General features: G+C 61.4%; 18 protein-coding genes and 2 tRNA genes. 16 read left to right on the top strand and 4 right to left on the bottom strand.

Annotation, left to right across the window (positions count from 1 at the left end):
- The first annotated feature begins 166 nt into the window (after positions 1-166).
- The 9 genes from BLO97_RS15835 (at position 167) to pdeM (ending at position 10,845) form a co-directional block, all read left to right on the top strand.
- Positions 167-1,198, top strand: coding sequence for a ligase-associated DNA damage response exonuclease (locus tag BLO97_RS15835; protein WP_092223200.1), 1,032 nt, complete (start codon positions 167-169; stop codon positions 1,196-1,198).
- A complete protein-coding gene (locus tag BLO97_RS15830; protein WP_092346738.1) occupies positions 1,195-2,883 on the top strand; it encodes an ATP-dependent DNA ligase in 1,689 nt (562 codons plus the stop codon). Before BLO97_RS15835 ends, BLO97_RS15830 begins: the two co-directional genes overlap by 4 nt.
- Before the next feature lie 360 nt (positions 2,884-3,243).
- Positions 3,244-4,026, top strand: coding sequence for a transporter substrate-binding domain-containing protein (locus tag BLO97_RS15820; RefSeq protein ID WP_092144170.1), 783 nt, complete (start codon positions 3,244-3,246; stop codon positions 4,024-4,026).
- Between the two features lie 58 nt (positions 4,027-4,084).
- On the top strand, positions 4,085-4,813 hold the full coding sequence (locus BLO97_RS15815) for an ABC transporter permease (protein ID WP_092346735.1): 729 nt from the start codon (positions 4,085-4,087) through the stop codon (positions 4,811-4,813).
- The gene (locus BLO97_RS15810; protein ID WP_092144168.1) at positions 4,810-5,520 is read left to right on the top strand and encodes an ABC transporter permease; all 711 of its coding nucleotides are present in this window, start codon (positions 4,810-4,812) and stop codon (positions 5,518-5,520) included. Before BLO97_RS15815 ends, BLO97_RS15810 begins: the two co-directional genes overlap by 4 nt.
- Before the next feature lie 27 nt (positions 5,521-5,547).
- Positions 5,548-6,666, top strand: coding sequence for a succinylglutamate desuccinylase/aspartoacylase family protein (locus tag BLO97_RS15805; RefSeq protein WP_092144166.1), 1,119 nt, complete (start codon positions 5,548-5,550; stop codon positions 6,664-6,666).
- Positions 6,667-6,679: 13 nt separating this feature from the next.
- The gene (locus tag BLO97_RS15800) at positions 6,680-7,444 is read left to right on the top strand and encodes an ABC transporter ATP-binding protein (protein ID WP_053118987.1); all 765 of its coding nucleotides are present in this window, start codon (positions 6,680-6,682) and stop codon (positions 7,442-7,444) included.
- A 258-nt stretch (positions 7,445-7,702) separates the two neighbouring features.
- Positions 7,703-10,189 (top strand): ligase-associated DNA damage response DEXH box helicase, encoded by a 2,487-nt coding sequence (locus BLO97_RS15795; protein ID WP_092223204.1) that lies wholly within the window; start codon positions 7,703-7,705, stop codon positions 10,187-10,189.
- Entirely contained in the window at positions 10,189-10,845 is a 657-nt protein-coding gene (gene pdeM / locus BLO97_RS15790) for a ligase-associated DNA damage response endonuclease PdeM (protein WP_063322694.1), read from the top strand. Before BLO97_RS15795 ends, pdeM begins: the two co-directional genes overlap by 1 nt.
- A gap of 70 nt (positions 10,846-10,915) precedes the next feature.
- Here the strand turns inward: pdeM and BLO97_RS15785 are convergent, their stop codons facing one another.
- Both BLO97_RS15785 and dcd read right to left on the bottom strand, forming a co-directional pair.
- A complete protein-coding gene (locus BLO97_RS15785; protein WP_003184748.1) occupies positions 10,916-11,122 on the bottom strand; it encodes a hypothetical protein in 207 nt (68 codons plus the stop codon).
- Between the two features lie 102 nt (positions 11,123-11,224).
- Entirely contained in the window at positions 11,225-11,791 is a 567-nt protein-coding gene (gene dcd, locus BLO97_RS15780) for a dCTP deaminase (RefSeq protein ID WP_003184751.1), read from the bottom strand.
- A 354-nt stretch (positions 11,792-12,145) separates the two neighbouring features.
- Between dcd and BLO97_RS15775 the strand changes: the two genes are divergently transcribed.
- Positions 12,146-12,355, top strand: a complete 210-nt coding sequence (locus BLO97_RS15775) for a cold-shock protein (protein WP_002554837.1) — start codon at positions 12,146-12,148, stop codon at positions 12,353-12,355.
- Positions 12,356-12,485: 130 nt separating this feature from the next.
- On the opposite strand, the gene BLO97_RS15770 is transcribed toward BLO97_RS15775, so the two are convergent.
- Positions 12,486-13,493: a DUF481 domain-containing protein gene (locus tag BLO97_RS15770; RefSeq protein ID WP_092144162.1), complete on the bottom strand. Its 1,008-nt coding sequence runs from the start codon at positions 13,491-13,493 to the stop codon at positions 12,486-12,488.
- A 157-nt stretch (positions 13,494-13,650) separates the two neighbouring features.
- Here BLO97_RS15770 and BLO97_RS15765 point away from each other — a divergent pair, with 157 nt between their 5' ends.
- The 4 genes from BLO97_RS15765 to BLO97_RS15750 all read left to right on the top strand — a co-directional run bounded on the left by BLO97_RS15765 (position 13,651) and on the right by BLO97_RS15750 (position 18,424).
- On the top strand, positions 13,651-14,004 hold the full coding sequence (locus tag BLO97_RS15765) for an MGMT family protein (RefSeq protein WP_063322696.1): 354 nt from the start codon (positions 13,651-13,653) through the stop codon (positions 14,002-14,004).
- 44 nt (positions 14,005-14,048) lie between these two features.
- On the top strand, positions 14,049-15,608 hold the full coding sequence (locus BLO97_RS15760) for an AmpG family muropeptide MFS transporter (protein WP_092144160.1): 1,560 nt from the start codon (positions 14,049-14,051) through the stop codon (positions 15,606-15,608).
- A gap of 129 nt (positions 15,609-15,737) precedes the next feature.
- Positions 15,738-17,453, top strand: coding sequence for a proline--tRNA ligase (locus BLO97_RS15755; protein WP_092223206.1), 1,716 nt, complete (start codon positions 15,738-15,740; stop codon positions 17,451-17,453).
- A 17-nt stretch (positions 17,454-17,470) separates the two neighbouring features.
- The gene (locus tag BLO97_RS15750) at positions 17,471-18,424 is read left to right on the top strand and encodes a hypothetical protein (RefSeq protein ID WP_092144156.1); all 954 of its coding nucleotides are present in this window, start codon (positions 17,471-17,473) and stop codon (positions 18,422-18,424) included.
- Positions 18,425-18,628: 204 nt separating this feature from the next.
- On the opposite strand, the gene dinB is transcribed toward BLO97_RS15750, so the two are convergent.
- A complete protein-coding gene (dinB, locus tag BLO97_RS15745; protein WP_063322700.1) occupies positions 18,629-19,690 on the bottom strand; it encodes a DNA polymerase IV in 1,062 nt (353 codons plus the stop codon).
- Between the two features lie 285 nt (positions 19,691-19,975).
- Here dinB and BLO97_RS15740 point away from each other — a divergent pair.
- Together BLO97_RS15740 and BLO97_RS15735 are read left to right on the top strand one after the other, a co-directional pair.
- Positions 19,976-20,052, top strand: a tRNA-Met gene (locus BLO97_RS15740).
- A 219-nt stretch (positions 20,053-20,271) separates the two neighbouring features.
- A tRNA-Met gene (locus BLO97_RS15735) sits at positions 20,272-20,348 on the top strand.
- Positions 20,349-20,492: the final 144 nt, after the last annotated feature.

Below are 20,492 nucleotides of genomic sequence, written 5' to 3'. Positions count from 1 at the left end.
AGGCAAATCGAGTTGGCTGCTTTGGGGCTGCTTCGCAGCCCAACGGGGATAAATCCCCTCGCCACATTTGTCCATTCAGCCACCTGATCCTGCGCCATCAAAACCCGATAGAACTTCCCCCCTCGCCTGCGCCTCTACCTGACAAGCCCATCGCTCCGGTGACCGCATGGATCTTGTCATTGCCCGCCCCGAAGGCTTGTACTGCCCGCCCGGGGATTTCTACATCGACCCGTGGCGGGCGGTGGAACGCTCGGTCATCACCCACGCCCACGGCGACCATGCCCGCAGTGGCAACCAACACTACCTGGCAGCGGCACCCGGCGAAGGCATCCTGCGATCACGCCTGGGCCAGGACATCAACCTGCAAACGCTGCCTTACGGCGAACGCCTGTCGCACCATGGCGTGACCTTGAGCTTTCACCCCGCCGGCCATGTGCTGGGCTCGGCCCAGGTGCGGCTGGAATATCAAGGCGAGGTCTGGGTGGCGTCGGGGGATTACAAAGTCGATCCTGACGGCACCTGCACCCCATTCGAGCCGGTGAAATGCCATACCTTCATCACGGAATCCACCTTCGGCCTGCCGATCTACCGCTGGCAGCCCCAGGCGCAGATTTTCGACGAGATCAACCAGTGGTGGCACGGGAACATCGCCGCCGGCCGGGCCAGCGTGTTGTTCTGCTATTCCTTCGGCAAGGCTCAGCGAATTCTCCACGGCATCGACGAAAGCCTCGGCCCGATCCTGGCCCATGGCGCGGTGGAACCGCTGAATCGGGTCTACCGCGAGGCCGGGGTCCATCTCCCGCCAACGATCTACGCCGGCGATGTCAAGAAGAACGACCCGATCATGGGCCAGGCGCTGGTCATCGCCCCGCCCTCTGCCGGAGGCAGCAGCTGGATGCGCCGCTTTGGCGACTACAGCGACGCCTTCGCCAGCGGCTGGATGCGCCTGCGCGGTACGCGTCGGCGGCGTGGCGTGGACCGGGGTTTTGTGCTGTCCGACCACGCCGACTGGCCCGGCCTGCTCTGGGCCATCGAACAGACCGGCGCCGAACGGGTGATGGTCACGCACGGTTCGGTAAGCGTGCTGGTGCGCCATCTCTGCGAGCAAGGCCTCGACGCCCAAGCGTTCAGCACCGAATACGGTGACGATGAAGAAGACCTCGCCATGGCCACCAACAGCGGGGAGGAGGCGCCATGAAAGCCTTCGCCGAGTTGTACGCCGAACTGGACGCCACCACCTCCAGCAATGCCAAGCTCGCCGCCATGCAGGACTATTTCAGCAAAGCCCCACCCCAGGACGCGGCGTGGGCCGTGTATTTCCTTTCCGGCGGGCGCCCACGGCAACTGGTGCCGGTAAAAATCCTGCGGGAGTTGGCGGTCCAGATATCCGGGTTGTCGCTCTGGCTGTTCGAAGAAAGTTATCAGGCCGTGGGCGACCTGGCCGAAACCATTTCGCTGGTATTACCCGAATCGCCCCACAGCTCCGACGAAGGCCTGGCGCTGTGGATCGAGGAGAAACTGCTGCCCTTGCGCGGTGAGTCGCCCGAGGTATTGGCGCAACGCTTACCGGCGTTGTGGGCGCAACTCGACCGGCCCAGCCTGATGCTCTGCATCAAGCTCATCACCGGCAGTTTCCGCGTCGGCGTATCCAAACTGCTGGTGACCCGGGCCCTGGCGGGCATGGCCGGGCTGGACAGCAAACGGGTGGCCCAGCGCCTGGTGGGCTACACCGACCTGTCCCATCGGCCGACGGCGGCCAGTTACCTCAAGCTGATCGCGGCCGAATCCGACGATGAACATGCCCAGCGCGGCGGCCAGCCTTATCCGTTTTTCCTGGCCCATGCGCTGTCTGCACCCGTGGAGCAATTCGACACGCTGCTGGGGCCCGCCAGCGACTGGCAGGTGGAATGGAAATGGGATGGGATCCGCGCCCAGGTGATCAAGCGCGACGGCCATTTGTGGGTCTGGTCGCGAGGCGAGGACTTGGTCACTGAGCGATTTCCGGAACTGCATTCACTGGCCCAGGCGCTGCCCGACGGCACGGTGATCGACGGTGAAATTGTGGTCTGGAAAGCCCCCCAGTCGGTTACCGAAGACGCCTTCGACCCGGACGCACCGTTGCAGCCTGCGGTGCAACCCTTCGCTCTGCTGCAACAGCGCATCGGTCGCAAGACCCTTGGCAAGAAAATCCTCGACGATGCCCCGGTGGTGGTGATGGCCTACGACCTGCTGGAATGGCAAGGCGAGGACTGGCGCAGCCGTCCCCAGGCCGAGCGCCGCGAACAGCTGGAGGCGCTGATCGCCCGTGTTCGCAGTCCGGTATTGTTGCCGTCGCCAACGGTCACCGGCCAAGACTGGTTCGACCTCGCCCGGCAACGCGAAAGCTCTCGCCGCCTCGGTGTCGAAGGCATGATGCTCAAGGCCCGCAACGCACTGTACGGCGTCGGCCGCACCAAGGACATGGGCGTGTGGTGGAAATGGAAGATCGACCCCTTCAGCGTCGACGCGGTGCTGATCTATGCCCAGCGCGGCCATGGCCGGCGCGCCAGCCTGTACAGCGACTACACCTTCGCCGTATGGGATAACCCGCCGGACAGTCGCGAGCGCACACTGGTGCCATTTGCCAAGGCTTATTCAGGGCTGACCGATGCGGAAATGCGCCAGGTCGACAACATCGTGCGCAAGACCACCGTGGAAAAGTTCGGCCCGGTGAGCAGCGTCACGCCCACCCTGGTGTTCGAACTGGGTTTCGAAGGCATCGCCCTGTCCAATCGCCACAAGAGTGGGATCGCGGTGCGCTTTCCACGGATGTTGCGTTGGCGCCAGGACAAAACCGTCGAAGAGGCAGATACCTTGGCAACGCTTCAGGACCTGCTGAAATAGCCCCCTCTGCATGTCCGGGGTCGTCAAGTTTGCACAAACACATGTGGCGAGGGAGCTTGCTCCCGCTGGGCTGCGAAGCGGCCCCCTGGTTCTGACTGACACACCGCAGGGGGCCGCTTCGCGCCCCAGCGGGAGCAAGCTCCCTCGCCACCGAAGAGCGCTCCATCCCGGTGCACTTTTTGATGTACGCTCATCCCCGCGCACCATCGCATTCCGTCACCCGTCGCCGAAGCTTTTAAAACACTTGTTCGGCACTCTGGTTCGGAAATTGCTACCTTTATGCCGTCATACCGTTCTCGCCTTCACCGGTAACAATACTTACGCGCCACAAGCGCTCATATTGGTTTTAGGGATTGAATAATGAAAAAAGCACTGCTGACCCTTTCTGCACTGGCGTTGTGCATGGCTGCTGGCGTCGCCACGGCCAAGGAATACAAGGAACTGCGTTTTGGTGTCGACCCTTCCTACGCCCCGTTTGAGTCCAAAGCCGCCGACGGCAGCCTGGTCGGTTTCGACATCGATCTGGGCAACGCGATCTGCGCAGAGCTGAAGGTCAAATGCAAATGGGTCGAAAGTGATTTCGACGGCATGATCCCGGGCCTCAAGGCTAATAAATTCGACGGCGTGATCTCCTCCATGACCGTTACCCCGGCCCGCGAAAAAGCCATCGACTTTTCCAGCGAGCTGTTCTCCGGCCCAACGGCCTATGTCTTCAAGAAAGGCTCGGGCCTGAGCGAAGACGTTGCCTCGCTCAAAGGCAAGACCGTCGGCTACGAGCAAGGCACCATCCAGGAAGCCTACGCCAAGGCCGTGCTGGACAAGGCCGGCGTCAAGACCCAGGCCTACCAGAACCAGGACCAGGTCTACGCCGACCTGACCTCGGGTCGCCTCGACGCGGCGATCCAGGACATGCTCCAGGCCGAGCTGGGCTTCCTGAAGTCGCCAAAAGGCGAAGGTTATGAAGTCAGCAAGCCAGTGGACAGCGAATTGCTGCCCTCCAAGACCGCGATTGGTATCAAGAAAGGTAACAGTGAGCTGAAGGCACTTTTGGATAAAGGTATCAAAGCGTTACACGACGACGGCAAATACGCCGAGATCCAGAAAAAACACTTTGGCGATCTGAATCTGTACAGCGGCAAATAATGCGCTGCGCCCATCCGGTCTCGGATGGGCGCTTTTCTCCTGCCAAAGGCTTTCTTCCATGTTCGAACAACTCCTACAAAATCTGGGGCTCTCCGCCTTCAGCCTGCAGGGCTTTGGCCCGCTGCTGATGCAAGGCACCTGGATGACCATCAAGCTATCGGCCCTGTCTTTGTTGTTGAGCGTCTTGCTCGGCCTGCTGGGCGCCAGTGCCAAGCTGTCCAGCGTCAAACTGCTGCGAATCCCTGCCCAGCTCTACACCACGCTGATCCGCGGCGTGCCGGACCTGGTGCTGATGCTGCTGATCTTCTACAGCCTGCAAACCTGGCTGACCTCGCTTACCGACTTCATGGAATGGGAATACATCGAGATCGACCCATTCGGCGCCGGGGTGATCACCCTGGGCTTCATCTATGGCGCGTACTTCACCGAAACCTTTCGCGGTGCGATCCTCTCGGTCCCCCGAGGCCAGGTCGAAGCCGCCACTGCGTATGGCCTCAAGCGTGGCCAGCGCTTTCGCTACGTGGTGTTTCCACAAATGATGCGCTTTGCCCTGCCGGGTATCGGCAACAACTGGATGGTGATGCTCAAGGCTACCGCGCTGGTGTCGATCATCGGCCTGGCCGACCTGGTCAAGGCGGCCCAGGATGCGGGCAAGAGCACCTACCAGTTGTTCTACTTCCTGGTGCTGGCGGCGCTGATTTATCTGCTGATCACCAGCGCGTCCAATTTCATCCTGCGCTGGCTTGAACGCCGCTACGCCGCTGGAGCCCGGGAGGCGGTGCGATGATCGAACTTCTGCAAGAGTACTGGCGGCCATTCCTTTACAGCGATGGTGTCAACGTCACGGGCCTGGCCATGACCCTGTGGCTGCTCAGCGCCTCGCTGCTGATCGGTTTCCTGGTATCGATCCCGCTGTCCATCGCCCGGGTTTCACCCAAGTTCTACGTCCGCTGGCCGGTGCAGTTCTACACCTACCTGTTCCGTGGCACACCGCTCTATATCCAACTGCTGATCTGCTATACCGGCATCTACAGCATCGCGGCGGTGCGCGCCCAGCCGCTGCTCGACAGTTTCTTTCGCGATGCGATGAACTGCACGATCCTGGCCTTCGCCTTGAACACCTGCGCCTACACCACGGAAATTTTCGCCGGGGCGATTCGCAGCATGAACCATGGCGAAGTCGAGGCGGCCAAGGCCTACGGCCTGACCGGTTGGAAGCTGTACACCTACGTGATCATGCCGTCGGCGCTGCGGCGCTCGCTGCCGTATTACAGCAACGAAGTCATCTTGATGCTGCACTCGACGACCGTGGCGTTCACCGCTACCGTTCCAGACGTGCTGAAAGTGGCCCGGGACGCCAACTCGGCGACGTTCCTGACGTTCCAGTCGTTCGGGATCGCCGCGTTGATCTACCTGACCGTCACCTTTGCACTGGTGGGCCTCTTCCGCCTCGCCGAACGCCGCTGGTTGGCCTTTCTCGGGCCGACTCACTAGGGCTTCCGTTCCAGGACACACACGCAAATGCGCCACCAGATCCATGACCTGCTGGCCCCGGTACCGGGGACCGCACGCAAGATCCACAGCTTCCACTTCGGCCCGGAAAAAGCCGTCGGCAAAATCTATATCCAGTCGTCCCTGCACGCCGATGAACTGCCGGGCATGCTGGTCGCCTGGCACCTCAAGCAGCGCCTGGCCGAACTCGAAGCGTCGGGCCACCTGCGCCACGAGATCGTGCTGGTGCCCGTCGCCAACCCCATCGGCCTCGAACAAGTGCTGATGGACGTGCCCCTGGGCCGCTACGAAACCGAGAGCGGGCAGAACTTCAACCGCCGCTTCGTCGACCTGAGCGAAGAGATCGGCAACGAAATCCAGGACCTGCTCACCGACGATCCGCAGCACAACCTGATGCTGATCCGCACCCGCCTGCGCGACGCCCTCGCCCGGCAGTCCCCAGGCACGCAATTGCAATCCCTGCGCCTGGCCCTGCAACGGCTGGCCTGCGACGCCGACATGGTGCTGGACCTGCATTGCGACTTCGAAGCCGTGGCCCACCTCTACACCACACCCGAAGCCTGGCCACAAGTCGAACCGCTGGCCCGCTACATCGGCGCCGAAGCCTGCCTGCTGGCGACCGATTCGGGCGGCCAGTCGTTCGATGAATGCTTCACCCTGCTCTGGTGGCAACTCAAAGAACGCTTCGGCGAACGCTTCGAGATTCCCCTGGGCAGTTTTTCGGTCACCGTGGAGTTGCGTGGCCAGGGTGACGTCAACCACGGGCTGGCGAGCCTGGACTGCCAGGCCTTGATCGAATACCTGATCCGTTTCGGCGCCATCGACGGCGAACCGATGCCCATGCCCGAGCTGCCCTACCCGGCCACGCCGCTGGCCGCTGTCGAGCCGGTGGCGACGCCCGTGGGTGGGTTGCTGGTCTACAGCGCCCTGCCCGGCGAATACCTGGAGGCAGGGCAGTTGATCGCGGAAGTCATCGATCCGGTCAACGACACCGTCACCCCCGTTCATTGCCGTAACGCCGGGCTGCTCTACGCCCGTTCGCTGCGCCGCATGGCCACGGCCGGCATGGTGATCGCCCATGTCGCCGGCACCGAAGCCTATCGCAGCGGCTACCTACTTTCGCCTTGAGGATGCATGCTCCATGTACAAACTGACCATCGAAGGCCTGCATAAAAGCTATGGCGAACATGAAGTGCTCAAGGGCGTTTCGCTCAAGGCCAAGACCGGCGACGTCATCAGCCTCATTGGCGCCAGCGGCTCAGGCAAAAGTACCTTTTTGCGCTGCATCAACTTCCTGGAACAACCCAACGACGGCGCCATGAGCCTGGACGGCCAGCCGATCCAGATGATCAAGGACCGCCACGGCATGCACGTGGCCGACGCCGACGAACTGCAACGTATCCGCACGCGCCTGGCCATGGTGTTCCAACACTTCAACCTGTGGAGCCACATGACCGTGCTGGAAAACATCACCATGGCGCCGCGCCGGGTGTTGGGCGTGAGCAAGCAGGAAGCCGACGACCGTGCGCGTCGTTATCTCGACAAGGTCGGCCTGCCGGCGCGGGTTGCCGAGCAGTACCCGGCTTTCCTCTCCGGCGGCCAGCAACAGCGCGTGGCCATTGCCCGTGCCCTGGCGATGGAACCGGAGGTGATGCTGTTCGACGAACCCACTTCGGCCTTGGACCCGGAGCTGGTGGGCGAAGTGCTGAAGGTGATCCAGGGCCTGGCCGAAGAGGGCCGGACCATGATCATGGTGACCCACGAAATGAGCTTCGCCCGCAAGGTCTCGAACCAGGTGCTGTTCCTGCACCAGGGCCTGGTGGAAGAAGAAGGCGCACCGGAAGACGTGCTGGGCAATCCCACCAGTGAACGGCTCAAGCAGTTCCTCAGTGGCAACCTGAAATAAAGCTCGGCACACCTGAATTGAGGGGCCAGGTACTGCTCTTGTGGCGAGGGGATTTATCTGTGGCGAGGGGATTTATCCCCGTTGGGCTGAAGCAGCCCCTCAGTTGATCGCCTCGGTGCGTCTGGCAAATTATTCTTGAGCTTTTTGGGGCTGCTTCGCAGCCCAGCGGGGATAAATCCCCTCGCCACAGGTTTTTTAAAACCTTTCACCTCCCACCGTGGTCACTGAAGAAGGACTTTCAGGGCGCACGCGGCAGGCATGGCGACATCCAATAATTTCGCGAAACAGTGGTTCGATGCCCGCGGCTGGAAGCCGTTCGTCTTTCAGAAGCAGGTCTGGGCCGCGGTCAAGCGGGGGGAGTCCGGGCTGCTGCATGCCAGTACCGGTGCCGGCAAAACCTATGCCGTGTGGTTAGCCGCCCTCAACCGTTTCGCTCGACCGGCACCGCCGCTGGATAAACCGCGCAAACGCAAACCGCCGGCCGAACCGCTGACCGTCCTGTGGATCACGCCGATGCGCGCATTGGCGGCCGACACCGGCAAAGCCCTCGAAGCGCCCCTGGCAGACCTGCAAGTGCCTTGGAGTGTCGGCCTGCGCACCGGCGATACCAGCGCCAACGAACGCGCCCGCCAGGGCCGGCGCCTGCCCACCGCGCTGATCACCACCCCCGAAAGCCTGACCCTGATCCTCGCCCGGGCCGATGCGCATACCGCCGTCTCGACCCTGCGCATGGTCGTGGTGGATGAATGGCACGAGTTGCTCGGCAACAAACGTGGCGTGCAATTGCAACTGGCCCTGGCGCGCTTGCGGCACTGGCATCCCGAACTCATCGTCTGGGGCGTGTCCGCGACCCTGGGCAACCAGGCCCACGCCGGACAGGTATTGATCCCGCAAGGCAACGGAATCAGCGTGCAGGGAGTCGATGGCAAGGCGCTGCGGGTCGACACACTGTTACCCCCGACCCTCGAACGTTTCCCCTGGGCCGGGCACATCGGCCTGAAAATGCTGCCCCGGGTCGTGGCCGAAATCGACGCCAGCAGCAGCTGCCTGGTCTTCACCAACACCCGGGCACAGTCGGAAATCTGGTATCAGGCGCTGCTTGAGACGCGGCCCGATTGGGCCGGGTTGATCGCCCTGCACCATAGCTCGCTGTCGCGTGACACCCGGGATTGGGTGGAACAGGCATTGAAGAACGGCCAGCTCAAAGCGGTGGTCTGCACGTCCAGCCTGGACCTGGGGGTGGACTTCCTGCCAGTGGAACGGGTGCTGCAGATTGGCTCGGCCAAGGGCGTAGCCCGGCTGATGCAACGGGCCGGGCGCTCCGGCCACGCACCGGGCCGGACCTCGCGGGTGACGCTGGTGCCGACCCACAGCCTGGAATTGATCGAGGCCGCCGCCGCGCAGGACGCCGTGGCCCAACGGCGCATCGAACCGCGCGAATCGCCCCGCAAGCCGCTGGATGTGCTGGTGCAGCACTTGGTGAGCATGGCCCTGGGTGGTGGCTTCGTTCCCGCCGAATTGTTCGAGGAAGTGCGAGGTGCCTGGGCCTACCGCGACCTCAACCCGGCCGAATGGGCCTGGGCCCTGGCGTTTGTGCGCCATGGCGGCCTGTCATTGACCGCCTACCCCGATTATCGACGCGTCGAACCGGACGAACACGGGATCTGGCGAGTGCCTGACGCACGCCTGGCCCGGCGTCACCGCATGAGCATCGGCACCATCGTCAGCGATGCCAGCCTGCAATTGAAGTTCTGGAGCAAAGGCGGGGGCGGCAAGACCCTGGGCAGCGTAGAGGAAGGCTTCATCGCCCGCCTGCGCCCCGGTGACGGTTTCCTGTTCGCCGGGCGTTTGCTGGAATTGGTCCGGGTCGAGGACATGACCGCCTACGTGCGACGCAGCCAGGCCAAGAAGGCCGCTGTGCCGCGCTGGAACGGCGGGCGCATGCCGCTCTCCAGCGAATTGGCCGCCGCCGTCGTGGCCCGTTTGAGCGAAGCCGCCTCGGGCCGCTTCGAGGGCCCAGAGATGCACGCCGTGCAGCCCCTGCTCTTGACTCAACAACGCTGGTCCGGTTTGCCCACGCAGAGCACATTGCTGGCCGAAGCTCTCAAGTCCCGGGAGGGCTGGCACCTGTTCCTCTACCCGTTTGCCGGTCGCCAGGTTCATCTGGGCCTGGCCAGCCTGCTGGCCTGGCGTGTCAGCCAGCAACAGCCACTGACGTTTTCCATTGCGGTCAACGATTACGGCCTGGAACTGCTCAGCGCCACGGCAGTGGATTGGTCGCAATACCTGACCCCCGGCCTGCTGAGCGTCGATCACCTGCTGACCGACGTACTTGCGAGCCTGAACGCCGGGGAATTGGCCCTGAGGCGTTTTCGCGAAATCGCCCGGATCGCCGGACTGGTCTTTGCCGGCTATCCCGGCGCACCGAAAAGCACCCGGCAAGTCCAGGCGTCCAGCGGATTGTTCTTCCAGGTGTTCAAGCAATACGACGCCGACAATCTCTTGCTGGCCCAGGCCGGGGAGGAAGTCTTGCGCGAAGAATTGGATATCCGTCGACTGGAGCAGACCTTGCAACGCCTCAATACCTTGAAGCTGGACCTGCACGTGATCAAGCGCCCCACCCCGCTCGGGTTTCCGCTGCTGGTGGAGCGATTCCGGGAAAGCATGAGTTCGGAAAAGCTCGCCGACCGCATCCGGCGGATGGTCAGCGAACTGGAAAAGACTGCCGATCGCGGTGACACCTGATGCCAGCGCCTTACCCCGTCAGCCTGGCCGGCGAAGAACTCTGGTTGCTCCCGGAAAAAGCCGTGTACTGGCCCGCCCAGGAAACCCTGATGGTGGCCGATGTTCATTTCGGCAAGGCCGCCGCCTATCGCAGCCTCGGGCAACCGGTGCCCCACGGCACCACCGCCAGCAACATCGCCGTGCTGGATGCGTTGCTGGCCAGCCTGCCATGCCGACAGTTGATTTTTCTCGGGGATTTTCTCCACGGTCCCGGCTCTCATGCGCCCGGCACCTTGAAGGCACTTTCCGATTGGCGTGTGCGACATCCGCACCTGGCCATGACGCTGATTCGTGGCAACCACGACAAACGCGCCGGTGACCCACCGCCAGCGCTGAACATTCGCGTCGTACCGGAGCCGTTGCTTCTGGGCCCTTTCGCCGTGCAACACGAGCCTGCCCCACATCCCAGCCGCCATGTGCTGGCCGGTCACGTGCACCCGGTCTACCACCTGAGCGGCAAGGGCCGGCAACGCCTTCGCCTGGCCTGCTTTCGGCTGGGCAGCGAGATCAGCCTGCTGCCGGCCTTCGGTGCGTTCACGGGCGGTTACCGGGTCGAGCAGGGCAGCGATTGCAGGATTTTTGTCATCGGCGATAACGAAATATGGCCTGTCAGTTGAAAGCTTCAAGCTTCAAGCCAAGGCTAGGTGTCTCAACTTGCAGCTTGCAGCTCGCAACTTGCAGCTGATGTCATGCCACAGGCGCAGGAGGCGGCTCATCCGGCAGCGTAGGCTCGCCGGGTTCGGTAGGTTGTTCGTTGGGGGTGTCGGGATCAGGCTGGCCAGGGATGCCGCCCGCCGCTTCGACAGGATGGGCCAGCAATGACCAGGCCATGACGCCGATCTGATTGGGCTCAAGCCTTGCCAGTTCGGCACTGATTCGCGGATCGATCTTCATAGAGCAACTCCTGAGCGAAGGCCCGCTGCGCTGACACACAAAAACGGGCAGTACACGCAATAGAGTGTCTGCCCGCCCAGGAATTCCAACAGCTCGTCAGATTCAGGTACGCGGCAGGGTCACACCGCGCTGGCCCTGGTATTTGCCGCCACGATCCTTGTAGGACACTTCGCACTCTTCATCGGATTCCAGGAACAGCATCTGCGCCACACCTTCGTTGGCGTAGATTTTCGCCGGCAAGGTCGTGGTGTTGGAGAACTCCAGGGTCACGTGACCTTCCCACTCGGGTTCCAGCGGCGTGACGTTGACGATGATGCCGCAACGGGCGTAGGTGCTCTTGCCCAGGCAGATGGTCAGCACGTTGCGCGGGATGCGGAAGTACTCGACGGTACGGGCCAGGGCGAAGGAGTTCGGCGGGATGATGCAAACGTCGCTTTTAACGTCGACGAAGCTCTTTTCGTCGAAGTTCTTCGGGTCGACGGTGGCCGAGTTGATATTGGTGAACACCTTGAATTCGTCGGCGCAGCGCACGTCGTAGCCGTAGCTGGAGACACCGAAGGAGATCAGCCGGTCGGCGCCTTCGCCACGCATCTGGCGTTCGACGAAGGGCTCGATCATGCCGTGCTCTTGCGCCATGCGGCGAATCCACTTGTCCGATTTGATGCTCATGGCGGTTTCCTGAAATAGCGAGGTGGAAAAAATACGTCCGGCATCTTACTGGGGCACGGGTCCGAGTTCAAAGCGCGGCACGCAAATCTCGCCGATCCGCCTTGATTTCCGGGTCCTGCCGGCCATCGCCCGCGCCGTCAGTCACCAAATAAGAGAAACCTTCGCAAAGACCATTGGCACATTCTGGAAAAAGGGTTAAGGTGGCGCCACTGTGCTGCTTGTGTCACTGAGAATCTCTACACGATATGTTGAATTTCGATCCAACCATCTACAAGAATTTTTCCTGCTCTTTGCACTCAGTCTCGGCCAGGGTTCTTCCTGAGTCGCAGTTATCTTTGTTCAAGGAGTTACACCATGTCTAATCGCCAAACCGGTACCGTTAAGTGGTTCAACGATGAAAAAGGCTTCGGCTTCATCACCCCACAATCCGGTGACGATCTGTTCGTTCACTTCAAAGCTATCCAATCCGACGGCTTCAAAAGCCTGAAAGAAGGCCAACAGGTTTCTTTCATCGCTACCCGCGGTCAGAAAGGCATGCAAGCTGAAGAAGTTCAAGTTATCTAACTTGTCCTTGCTTTAGTAAAAGGCCCCGCCCTCAAAAGCGGGGCTTTTTTGTGCCTGGGTGTTTTTCCCAGGGCACAAAAAAACTGTGGGAGCAAGCTCGCTCCCACAGGTGTGTGTGGGTGAGCCCGAATTACCAGGTCACGCCAAACCCTGCCGTGTACCGCGTCTTGCTCAAGTCACTGTCTTCAGTGCCCTCGATGACATCCTTCTCAGCCTTGAGGTTGAGCGACGCCCAATCGGTGACCTTGTAGCGCAGCCCCACCTCGGCGTCGTAGGCATAATCCGCCACGTCGGACAGCGGCTTGCCCACTTCGCCATTGGTGAAGAACTCGACGCGCTTGCCAATCAGGTAGCGGTTGTAGTCCCATTTCATGGCGACGGAATAGAAGTTGTCCTTACCGCCGTCGCGGTATTCATAGTCGGTGCGGTTCAACAGCGAACCCAGCGAGAACGCGCCCAGCTCGTCATCCCAGAACTGATAACCCGGACCGGTACCCACCACGCGCTGGCGCGCCAGGTCTTCGACTTTGTCACGCTTGTAGTTCAGGCGGCCTTGCCAGAACCATTTGTCCGTCAGGAACCGGTCGAGGGAATATTCCAGGCGCCAGTTATCGGCGGAAACCACATCGTCCTGGAACTCACGGTTGTATTCACCCTCGGCGGTGTGCCGCCATCTGCCGTGGCGAGCCGAGGTCTTGAAGTCGATGTCGTAATCGTCGGTATCGTTTTCCGCACGCTGGTAATCCAGCGCGGCATCGATGTTGCCTTTCCACACCAGGTCCTCGACCACCGGCTTGGGCTTGAGGATCTGCTGGATGCTGGCCAGATCAACGGTCTTGGGCGCATCACCGTTGGCCAAGGTGACCTTGCCATCCTCGGCGGCCTGCAGCGCCTTGGCTTTCTCGCCAGTGTAGGCATCCTGCTTGACCAGCAATTGCTGGTCGCTTTCGAGGGTTTTGACCTGTTTCCAGTCGATGGGAATCGCGCCAGCGTAATCAGTCTGGATCAGCAACTTGCCGCCATCGAAAACGGTGATTTTACCGGTCAGCTTGTCACCGTTCTTCAACCAGACGGTATCGGCAAGCAAGGGCATGGAGGCGCTGGTAACAGCTAGGCACAACAGGGTTCTAGACAACATAAGCGATAATGGGCTCAAGTTTTCAGTGAAAAGGCGGCATTATCCCCCAGGATGACACCTCAGCAAGGACTGACCCATGTAGGGCGGATGAGTTCATTTCTCAACCCGCCTCGTAGGAATTAATCTACAGACGGACACCTCATTCAGGAACCTTTACGTGACTGACACCCCAACGGACACCGAGAACGCCGCCCAGATCCGCCGCACGACCCTTTACCTGACCCTGGCACAAGTGCCGGCGGGCAAGGTCGTCACCTATGGCCAACTGGCTGAAATGGCCGGCCTGGGCCGCGCGGCGCGCTGGGTCGGGCGGACTCTCAGCCAGTTGCCGAACGACACGAAGCTGCCCTGGCATCGGGTATTGGGTGCCGGCGGTCGGATCAGCCTACCGGCGGGCAGCGCCTCAGGGGATGAACAGCGCGCACGCCTGCGCATGGAAGGCATCAGTGTCCTGAACAATCGTGTTGATATTCAGCGCCATGGCTGGCGCCCGGTAGAGCACAGCGGTTAGAGTGCGCGCTTTGTTTTCGCAATTTTTGAGGCAGACTCCAGCCCATGCCCCGTAAAACCTGGCGCGCCGCCCTCGCCGCCTATGCCAGTCCCTCGACGCTCGTGCTGTTGCTGCTTGGCTTCGCCGCCGGCTTGCCGTACATGCTAGTGTTTTCCACACTTTCGGTCTGGTTGCGCGAAGCCGGTGTGGCCCGCGAAACCATCGGCTACGCGAGCCTGATCGGCCTGGCGTATGCCTTTAAATGGGTCTGGTCGCCGCTGCTCGACCAATGGCGCCTGCCGTTGCTGGGTAAACTCGGGCGTCGGCGTTCATGGCTGGTGCTCTCCCAAGGCCTAGTAATCCTCGGCCTGATCGGCATGGGGTTCTGCGACCCACAGAAACACCTGTCATGGTTGATCGCCATCGCCGTCATCGTGGCCTTCGCCTCTGCAACGCAGGACATCGCCGTCGACGCCTATCGCCTGGAGATCGCCGACGACACCCGCCAGGCCGCCCTCGCCGCCAGCTACATGTCCGGCTACCGCATCGCGGCACTGCTGGCCACTGCTGGCGCGCTGTTTTTCGCCGAAGGGTTTGGCTCCACTGGCTTCAGCTACAAACACTCGGCCTGGGCCGGCACTTACCTGCTGTTCGGCGTATTGATGGTCCCGGCGTTGCTTACCTCGCTGTTCATGCGCGAACCGCCGGTGCCTCTGCGCACCCAACTGCAGGCCGGACGCTACTCGTTCGCCCATCAACTGGCGTCGGTGTTCGTACTGATCGTGCTGCTGGTGTCTGTCCCGGCGATGTTCACCCAGCTCTACAACACCGACTTCGCCAGCGTGCTGTTCGAGGGCGTCAGCCTGCTTGACCTGCTGCTCGAAGACCGCGCGTTCCTGCGGGCCATCCTCTATATCATCCTGACCGCCCTGTGCCTGTCGGCCGTGGGCCGCCGCGGATTAGCGCCGGTGCTGACGCCGGTAAACGATTTCATCCTGCGTTACCGCTGGCAGGCGCTGCTGCTGCTCGGACTGATCGCAACCTATCGCATGTCTGACACCGTCATGGGTGTCATGGCCAACGTGTTCTACATCGACCAAGGGTTCACCAAGGACCAGATCGCCAGCGTCAGCAAGATTTTCGGGCTGATCATGACCCTCGTCGGCGCCGGCATGGGCGGCCTGCTGATCGTACGTTTCGGCATCCTGCCCATCCTGTTCATCGGCGGTGTCGCCTCGGCGGGCACCAACATCCTCTTCCTGATGCTCACCGACATGGGCGCCAACCTGAAGATGCTGATTGTCACTATCTCCCTGGACAACTTCAGCTCCGGCCTGGCCACTTCGGCGTTCGTCGCCTACCTGTCGAGCCTGACCAACCTGAAATTCTCCGCCACCCAATACGCCCTGCTCAGCTCGATCATGCTGTTGCTGCCGCGCCTGATCGGTGGTTATTCAGGGGTGATGGTGGAGAAGTTCGGCTATCACAATTTCTTCCTGATCACCGCGTTGCTGGGCGTTCCGACCCTGCTGCTGATCGCCTTGCACTGGTTCCAGGAGAACCGTCGCCAGGGCTCGACGCCCACCGCCGAACCGACGCCCACCCGACCTGCGGAAGAGTCGTAGGAAACGTCAGAAAACGCCGGGGAAACCGGCGTTCGCATCGGGCGACCGGCCACGCGCCTGTACGCCAGGGCATCTCGCCCGTACAATGCCCCGTCACTTCTCGTCATCAGCAACCGACAACGGCCAACCATGCGCACCAGTCAATATTTGCTCGCCACACAGAAAGAAACGCCTTCCGACGCCGTCGTGATCAGCCATCAGTTGATGCTGCGTGCCGGCATGATCCGCAAACTCGCCTCGGGCCTGTACACCTGGCTGCCAATGGGCCTGCGGGTCATGCGCAAGGTTGAAGCCATCGTTCGCGAAGAGATGGACGCTGCCGGCTCCCTGGAAGTGTTGATGCCGGGCACCCAACCGGCCGAGCTGTGGCAGGAATCGGGGCGCTGGGAAGAATACGGCCCTGAGCTGCTGCGCATCAAAGACCGTCACGGTCGCGACTTCTGTGCAGGCCCGACTCACGAAGAAGTGATCACCGACCTGATGCGCAACGAGTTGAGCAGCTACAAGCAGCTGCCGATCAACCTGTATCAGATCCAGACCAAATTCCGTGACGAAATCCGTCCACGCTTCGGCCTGATGCGCGGTCGCGAATTCATCATGAAGGACGCCTACTCGTTCCACACCGACCTGGCCTCGCTGCAAGTCACCTACGACCGCATGCACCAGGCATATTGCAACGTATTCACCCGTCTGGGCCTGAAATTCCGTCCGGTTGAAGCCGACAACGGCTCCATCGGCGGTGCCGGCTCCCACGAGTTCCACGTACTGGCCGAGTCCGGCGAAGACGACATCGTCTTCAGCAATGGCTCCGACTACGCCGCCAACATCGAGAAAGCCGAAGCCGTGCCACGGGAAACCTCCCGCGCCGCGCCGACCGAAGAGCTGCGCCTGGTGGACACGCCGAACGCCAAGACCATTGCCCAACTGGTGGAAGGCTACGACCTGCCAATTGAACGCACCATCAAGACCCTGATCGTGCGGGCCGAAGAGGAAGGCAAGCTGATTGCCCTGATCGTCCGTGGCGACCACGAGCTGAACGAAATCAAGGCCGCCAACCAGCCAGGCGTCGCCAGCCCGCTGGTCATGGCTACCGAAGCCGAACTGCGCGACGCCATCGGCGCCGGTGCCGGTTCCCTCGGCCCGCTGAACCTGCCGCTGCCGATCATCATCGACCGTTCGGTGGCATTGATGAGCGACTTCGCCATCGGCGCCAACATCGACGACAAACACTACTTCGGCGTGAACTGGGAACGCGACCTGCCGGTTCCTACCATCGCGGACCTGCGCAACGTCGTGGCCGGCGACCCGAGCCCGGACGGCAAGGGCACCCTGGAAATCAAGCGCGGTATCGAAGTCGGGCACATCTTCCAGCTGGGCAACAAGTACAGCAAGGCGATGAAGTGCGAAGTACTGGGCGAGAACGGCAAGCCGGTCACCCTGGAAATGGGCTGCTACGGCATCGGTGTTTCTCGCGTGGTAGCTGCCGCCATCGAGCAGAACAACGACGAGAAAGGCATCATCTGGAGCGACACGCTGGCGCCTTTCCAGATTGCCCTGGTTCCGCTGCGCTATGAAACCGACCTGGTGCGCGAAGCCACCGACAAGCTCTACGCCGAACTGACGGCCGCCGGCTTCGAAGTGCTGCTGGACGACCGCGACAAGAAAACCAGCCCCGGCATCAAGTTCGCGGACATGGAACTGATCGGCATCCCGCATCGGATCGTCGTCAGTGACCGTGGCCTGGCCGAAGGCAACCTGGAATACAAGAGCCGCACCGAAGCCGAGCCGCAAGCGCTGCCGGTCGCCGACGTGCTGTCGTTCCTCCAGGCCCGTATCCGCCGCTGACACCAGATAGAGACGTCATGTTCAAGCGAAACACCTTAGGCCTCGGTGGCGCCGCCCTGTGCGGCGCCCTGCTGGTCAGCGGCTGTGCCAACCAAATGTCGCAACGCAGCGAGCACGAAGAGCGGATCGAGCGCAAATTGCTCGACCACAGCCTGCTAATCGACGTGGGCGAACCCAAGGTGCTCGACCTGCCGCAGCGTCGGGTGCGCATCAATGAGCAGAAGACCTTCGAAGTCACCGAGTTCGAGGTCACTCGTCATTACGATCGCTACACGCCGTACCAACCCTGGCGGGAGATCTACGAGATTCCCCTGGGCGCGGTGGCCGTGGTGGCCGGCGTCGGTGCGAACGTGGTCAATGTGTTCGCCCTTGGCAACCTGCCGGACTCGGCGACCCGTGACTGGATCAGCTATGGCTTCGCCGGGCTCAACCCGTTCATGAACGTCCCCTCCCATGGCCGCGCCCAGCAGAACCTGGCGGGCATCGACGAAGTCCAGCGCGACAAGCGTACGGAACACTCGAGCCTGCCTTGGAGCGAACGCCCGGTGGAGGTCAAGGCCGCCCGGCAAACCTTCGAGCTGAGCACCGACCGTAACGGCGTGCTGCGCCTGAACCTGCTGGAAAGCCCGTTCGCCGAGCAGGACCTGAGCCAATTCGGCAAATTGCAGATCAGCGTGACGGATGCCCAGGACGAAGTGCACACCGATTCATCCCTGAGCATCAGCAGCACCCTGCGCAGCAAGCTGCTGGAAGCCCACGCGTTGATCTACGACGACCTGGAAGATGACGAGGTGAGCCAATGGGTGCATCGAGTCAAGCGCCTGTCGGAGCTGGGGCTTGAAGAAGAGGCCAGCGAACTGGAACAGAGCCTGATCGAACTGACCCGCAATGATCCGGAGTTGCAAACCGAGTTTTTGAAAGCACTGACCAAGGATGGTGGACGGTTGGTGGCGGATCCTGGCGCCAACTGAGTCCAGCTTGGATTGGTCAACCTCTCTTGTGGCGAGGGAGCTTGCTCCCGCTGGGCTGCGCAGCAGACCCAATAGCGGTTGACTCAATGAACCTGACACACCGAGGCGGCAGATTCAAGGGCCGCTTCGCAGCCCAGCGGGAGCAAGCTCCCTCGCCACAAGAGCAAGGCAAGGCAAGGCAAGGAATTCAGCCAACCGACAGCCTCACCGCTCAAACAACTCCAACTGCTCAAACCCACCGCGCAAATCCTCCAGCCGCACCCCGATCCCCAATAACCGCACCGGCTTGCCGCCCCGGTTGAACGCCTGGGTCAACAGCAACTGGTAGCTGCCCAGGTCCCGCCCTGCCCCGGCCTGTTCCAGTGTGGTCTGGGTGAAGTCGTGGAATTTCACTTTGACGAACGGCTTGCCCGGTCGATAACTGCTGTCGATCCGCGCCATGCGTCCGCTGAGGGTTTCCATCAGTTCCGGCAGCTTGTCGAGGCAACTCACCAGGTCAGGCAGGTCGACATCGTAAGTGTTTTCCACACTGATGGACTGCCGTCGGCTGTCGTTGTGCACCAGCCGCTCATCGATCCCACGAGCCAGGCTCCAGAGCCGCTCACCGAAACTGCCGAATTCGCGCACCAGCGCCAACTTGTCCCATTGGCGCAACTGCAGGCAATCGACGATGCCAAGCCGGTTCAGCTTATCGGCGGTGACCTTTCCAACACCGTGAAGCTTGCTGACCGGCAGGGCCGAGACAAAATCCTCGACTTGGTCGGGGGTGATGACGAACAACCCGTTGGGCTTCTTCCAGTCGCTGGCGATCTTGGCCAGGAACTTGTTCGGCGCGACGCCTGCCGACACCGTGATGTGCAACTGGTTGGAAACCCGCCGGCGAATGTCCTGGGCGATGCGCGTGGCGCTGCCACCGAAATGGGCGCTGGCGGAGACGTCCAGGTAGGCCTCGTCCAGCGACAGCGGCTCGATCAGGTCAGTGTAATCGCTGAAAATCGTATGAATTTCCTTCGACGCTTCCCGATAGGCATCCATTCGTGGCTTGACGATGGTGAGGTCCGGGCAAAGCTTCAAGGCGTGGCCGGAGGACATGGCCGAGCGCACCCCATAGGCCCGCGCTTCGTAGTTACAGGTGGCAATCACGCCCCGCCGATCCGCCGAGCCTCCCACCGCCAAGGGCTTGCCGGCCAGCCGCGGGTCATCGCGCATTTCGATAGCGGCATAGAAACAGTCACAGTCGACATGAATGATCTTACGTTGCGTCATAAATAAAGAAGCAGGGTATGCGACGAATCGGGCCACCAGTATCGCACCGACACCTGTACATAGCACCAGTAGTTTGAAAGATCCTTCGTTGGGAGCCGAAAGTGCCCACACAAATTTACTTCATCAATCGCAACGAAGCCGCCAATAGAGCTCAGCCCTTGCCGGGCCTGCGTCACAGCGCTGTCACAATGCCTTTCTCCAAGGCTAACCGCTTGAAGCGGAACAGTTTTTTGTGAGGCCAGGGTTGACAGCAGCGCGATCCTCTGTAGAATGCCGCCACACAGACGCGGGATGGAGCAGTCTGGTAGCTCGTCGGGCTCATAACCCGAAGGTCGTCGGTTCAAATCCGGCTCCCGCAACCAAACATCAAGAAAGGCTACTCGAAAGAGTGGCCTTTTTTGTGCGTGTCCATTTTTGACTGCCTGGTCAGAGAGTCGCCGCCTGCATGCAACAGTTGTAGGACAATTTCCTTTAAATTCCGAGTATTTAGGAAGACAAGGGCGGATCGAGCGTTTATTTGAGCCCATTACCTTTTAACGGTTGACACTCGGGCGTTCGCCTGTAGAATGCCGCCACACAGACGCGGGATGGAGCAGTCTGGTAGCTCGTCGGGCTCATAACCCGAAGGTCGTCGGTTCAAATCCGGCTCCCGCAACCAAATATCAAGAAAGGCTGCTCGAAAGAGTGGCCTTTTTTGTGCCTGGCAGAAAAAGCTCTACATTACAAATATTTTGTAATTATTTTCCTTCGCGGGGATTGGTAACTTGGCTGGATACCCCCATCCTGTCGCGCATAGCTCAAG

This window comes from Pseudomonas sp. NFACC05-1, from assembly GCF_900100135.1.
Classification (GTDB): Bacteria; Pseudomonadota; Gammaproteobacteria; order Pseudomonadales; family Pseudomonadaceae; genus Aquipseudomonas; species Aquipseudomonas fluorescens_Q.
Note: the sequence above shows the minus strand (reverse complement) of the source record. Positions and strands in the feature narration are given on the sequence as shown.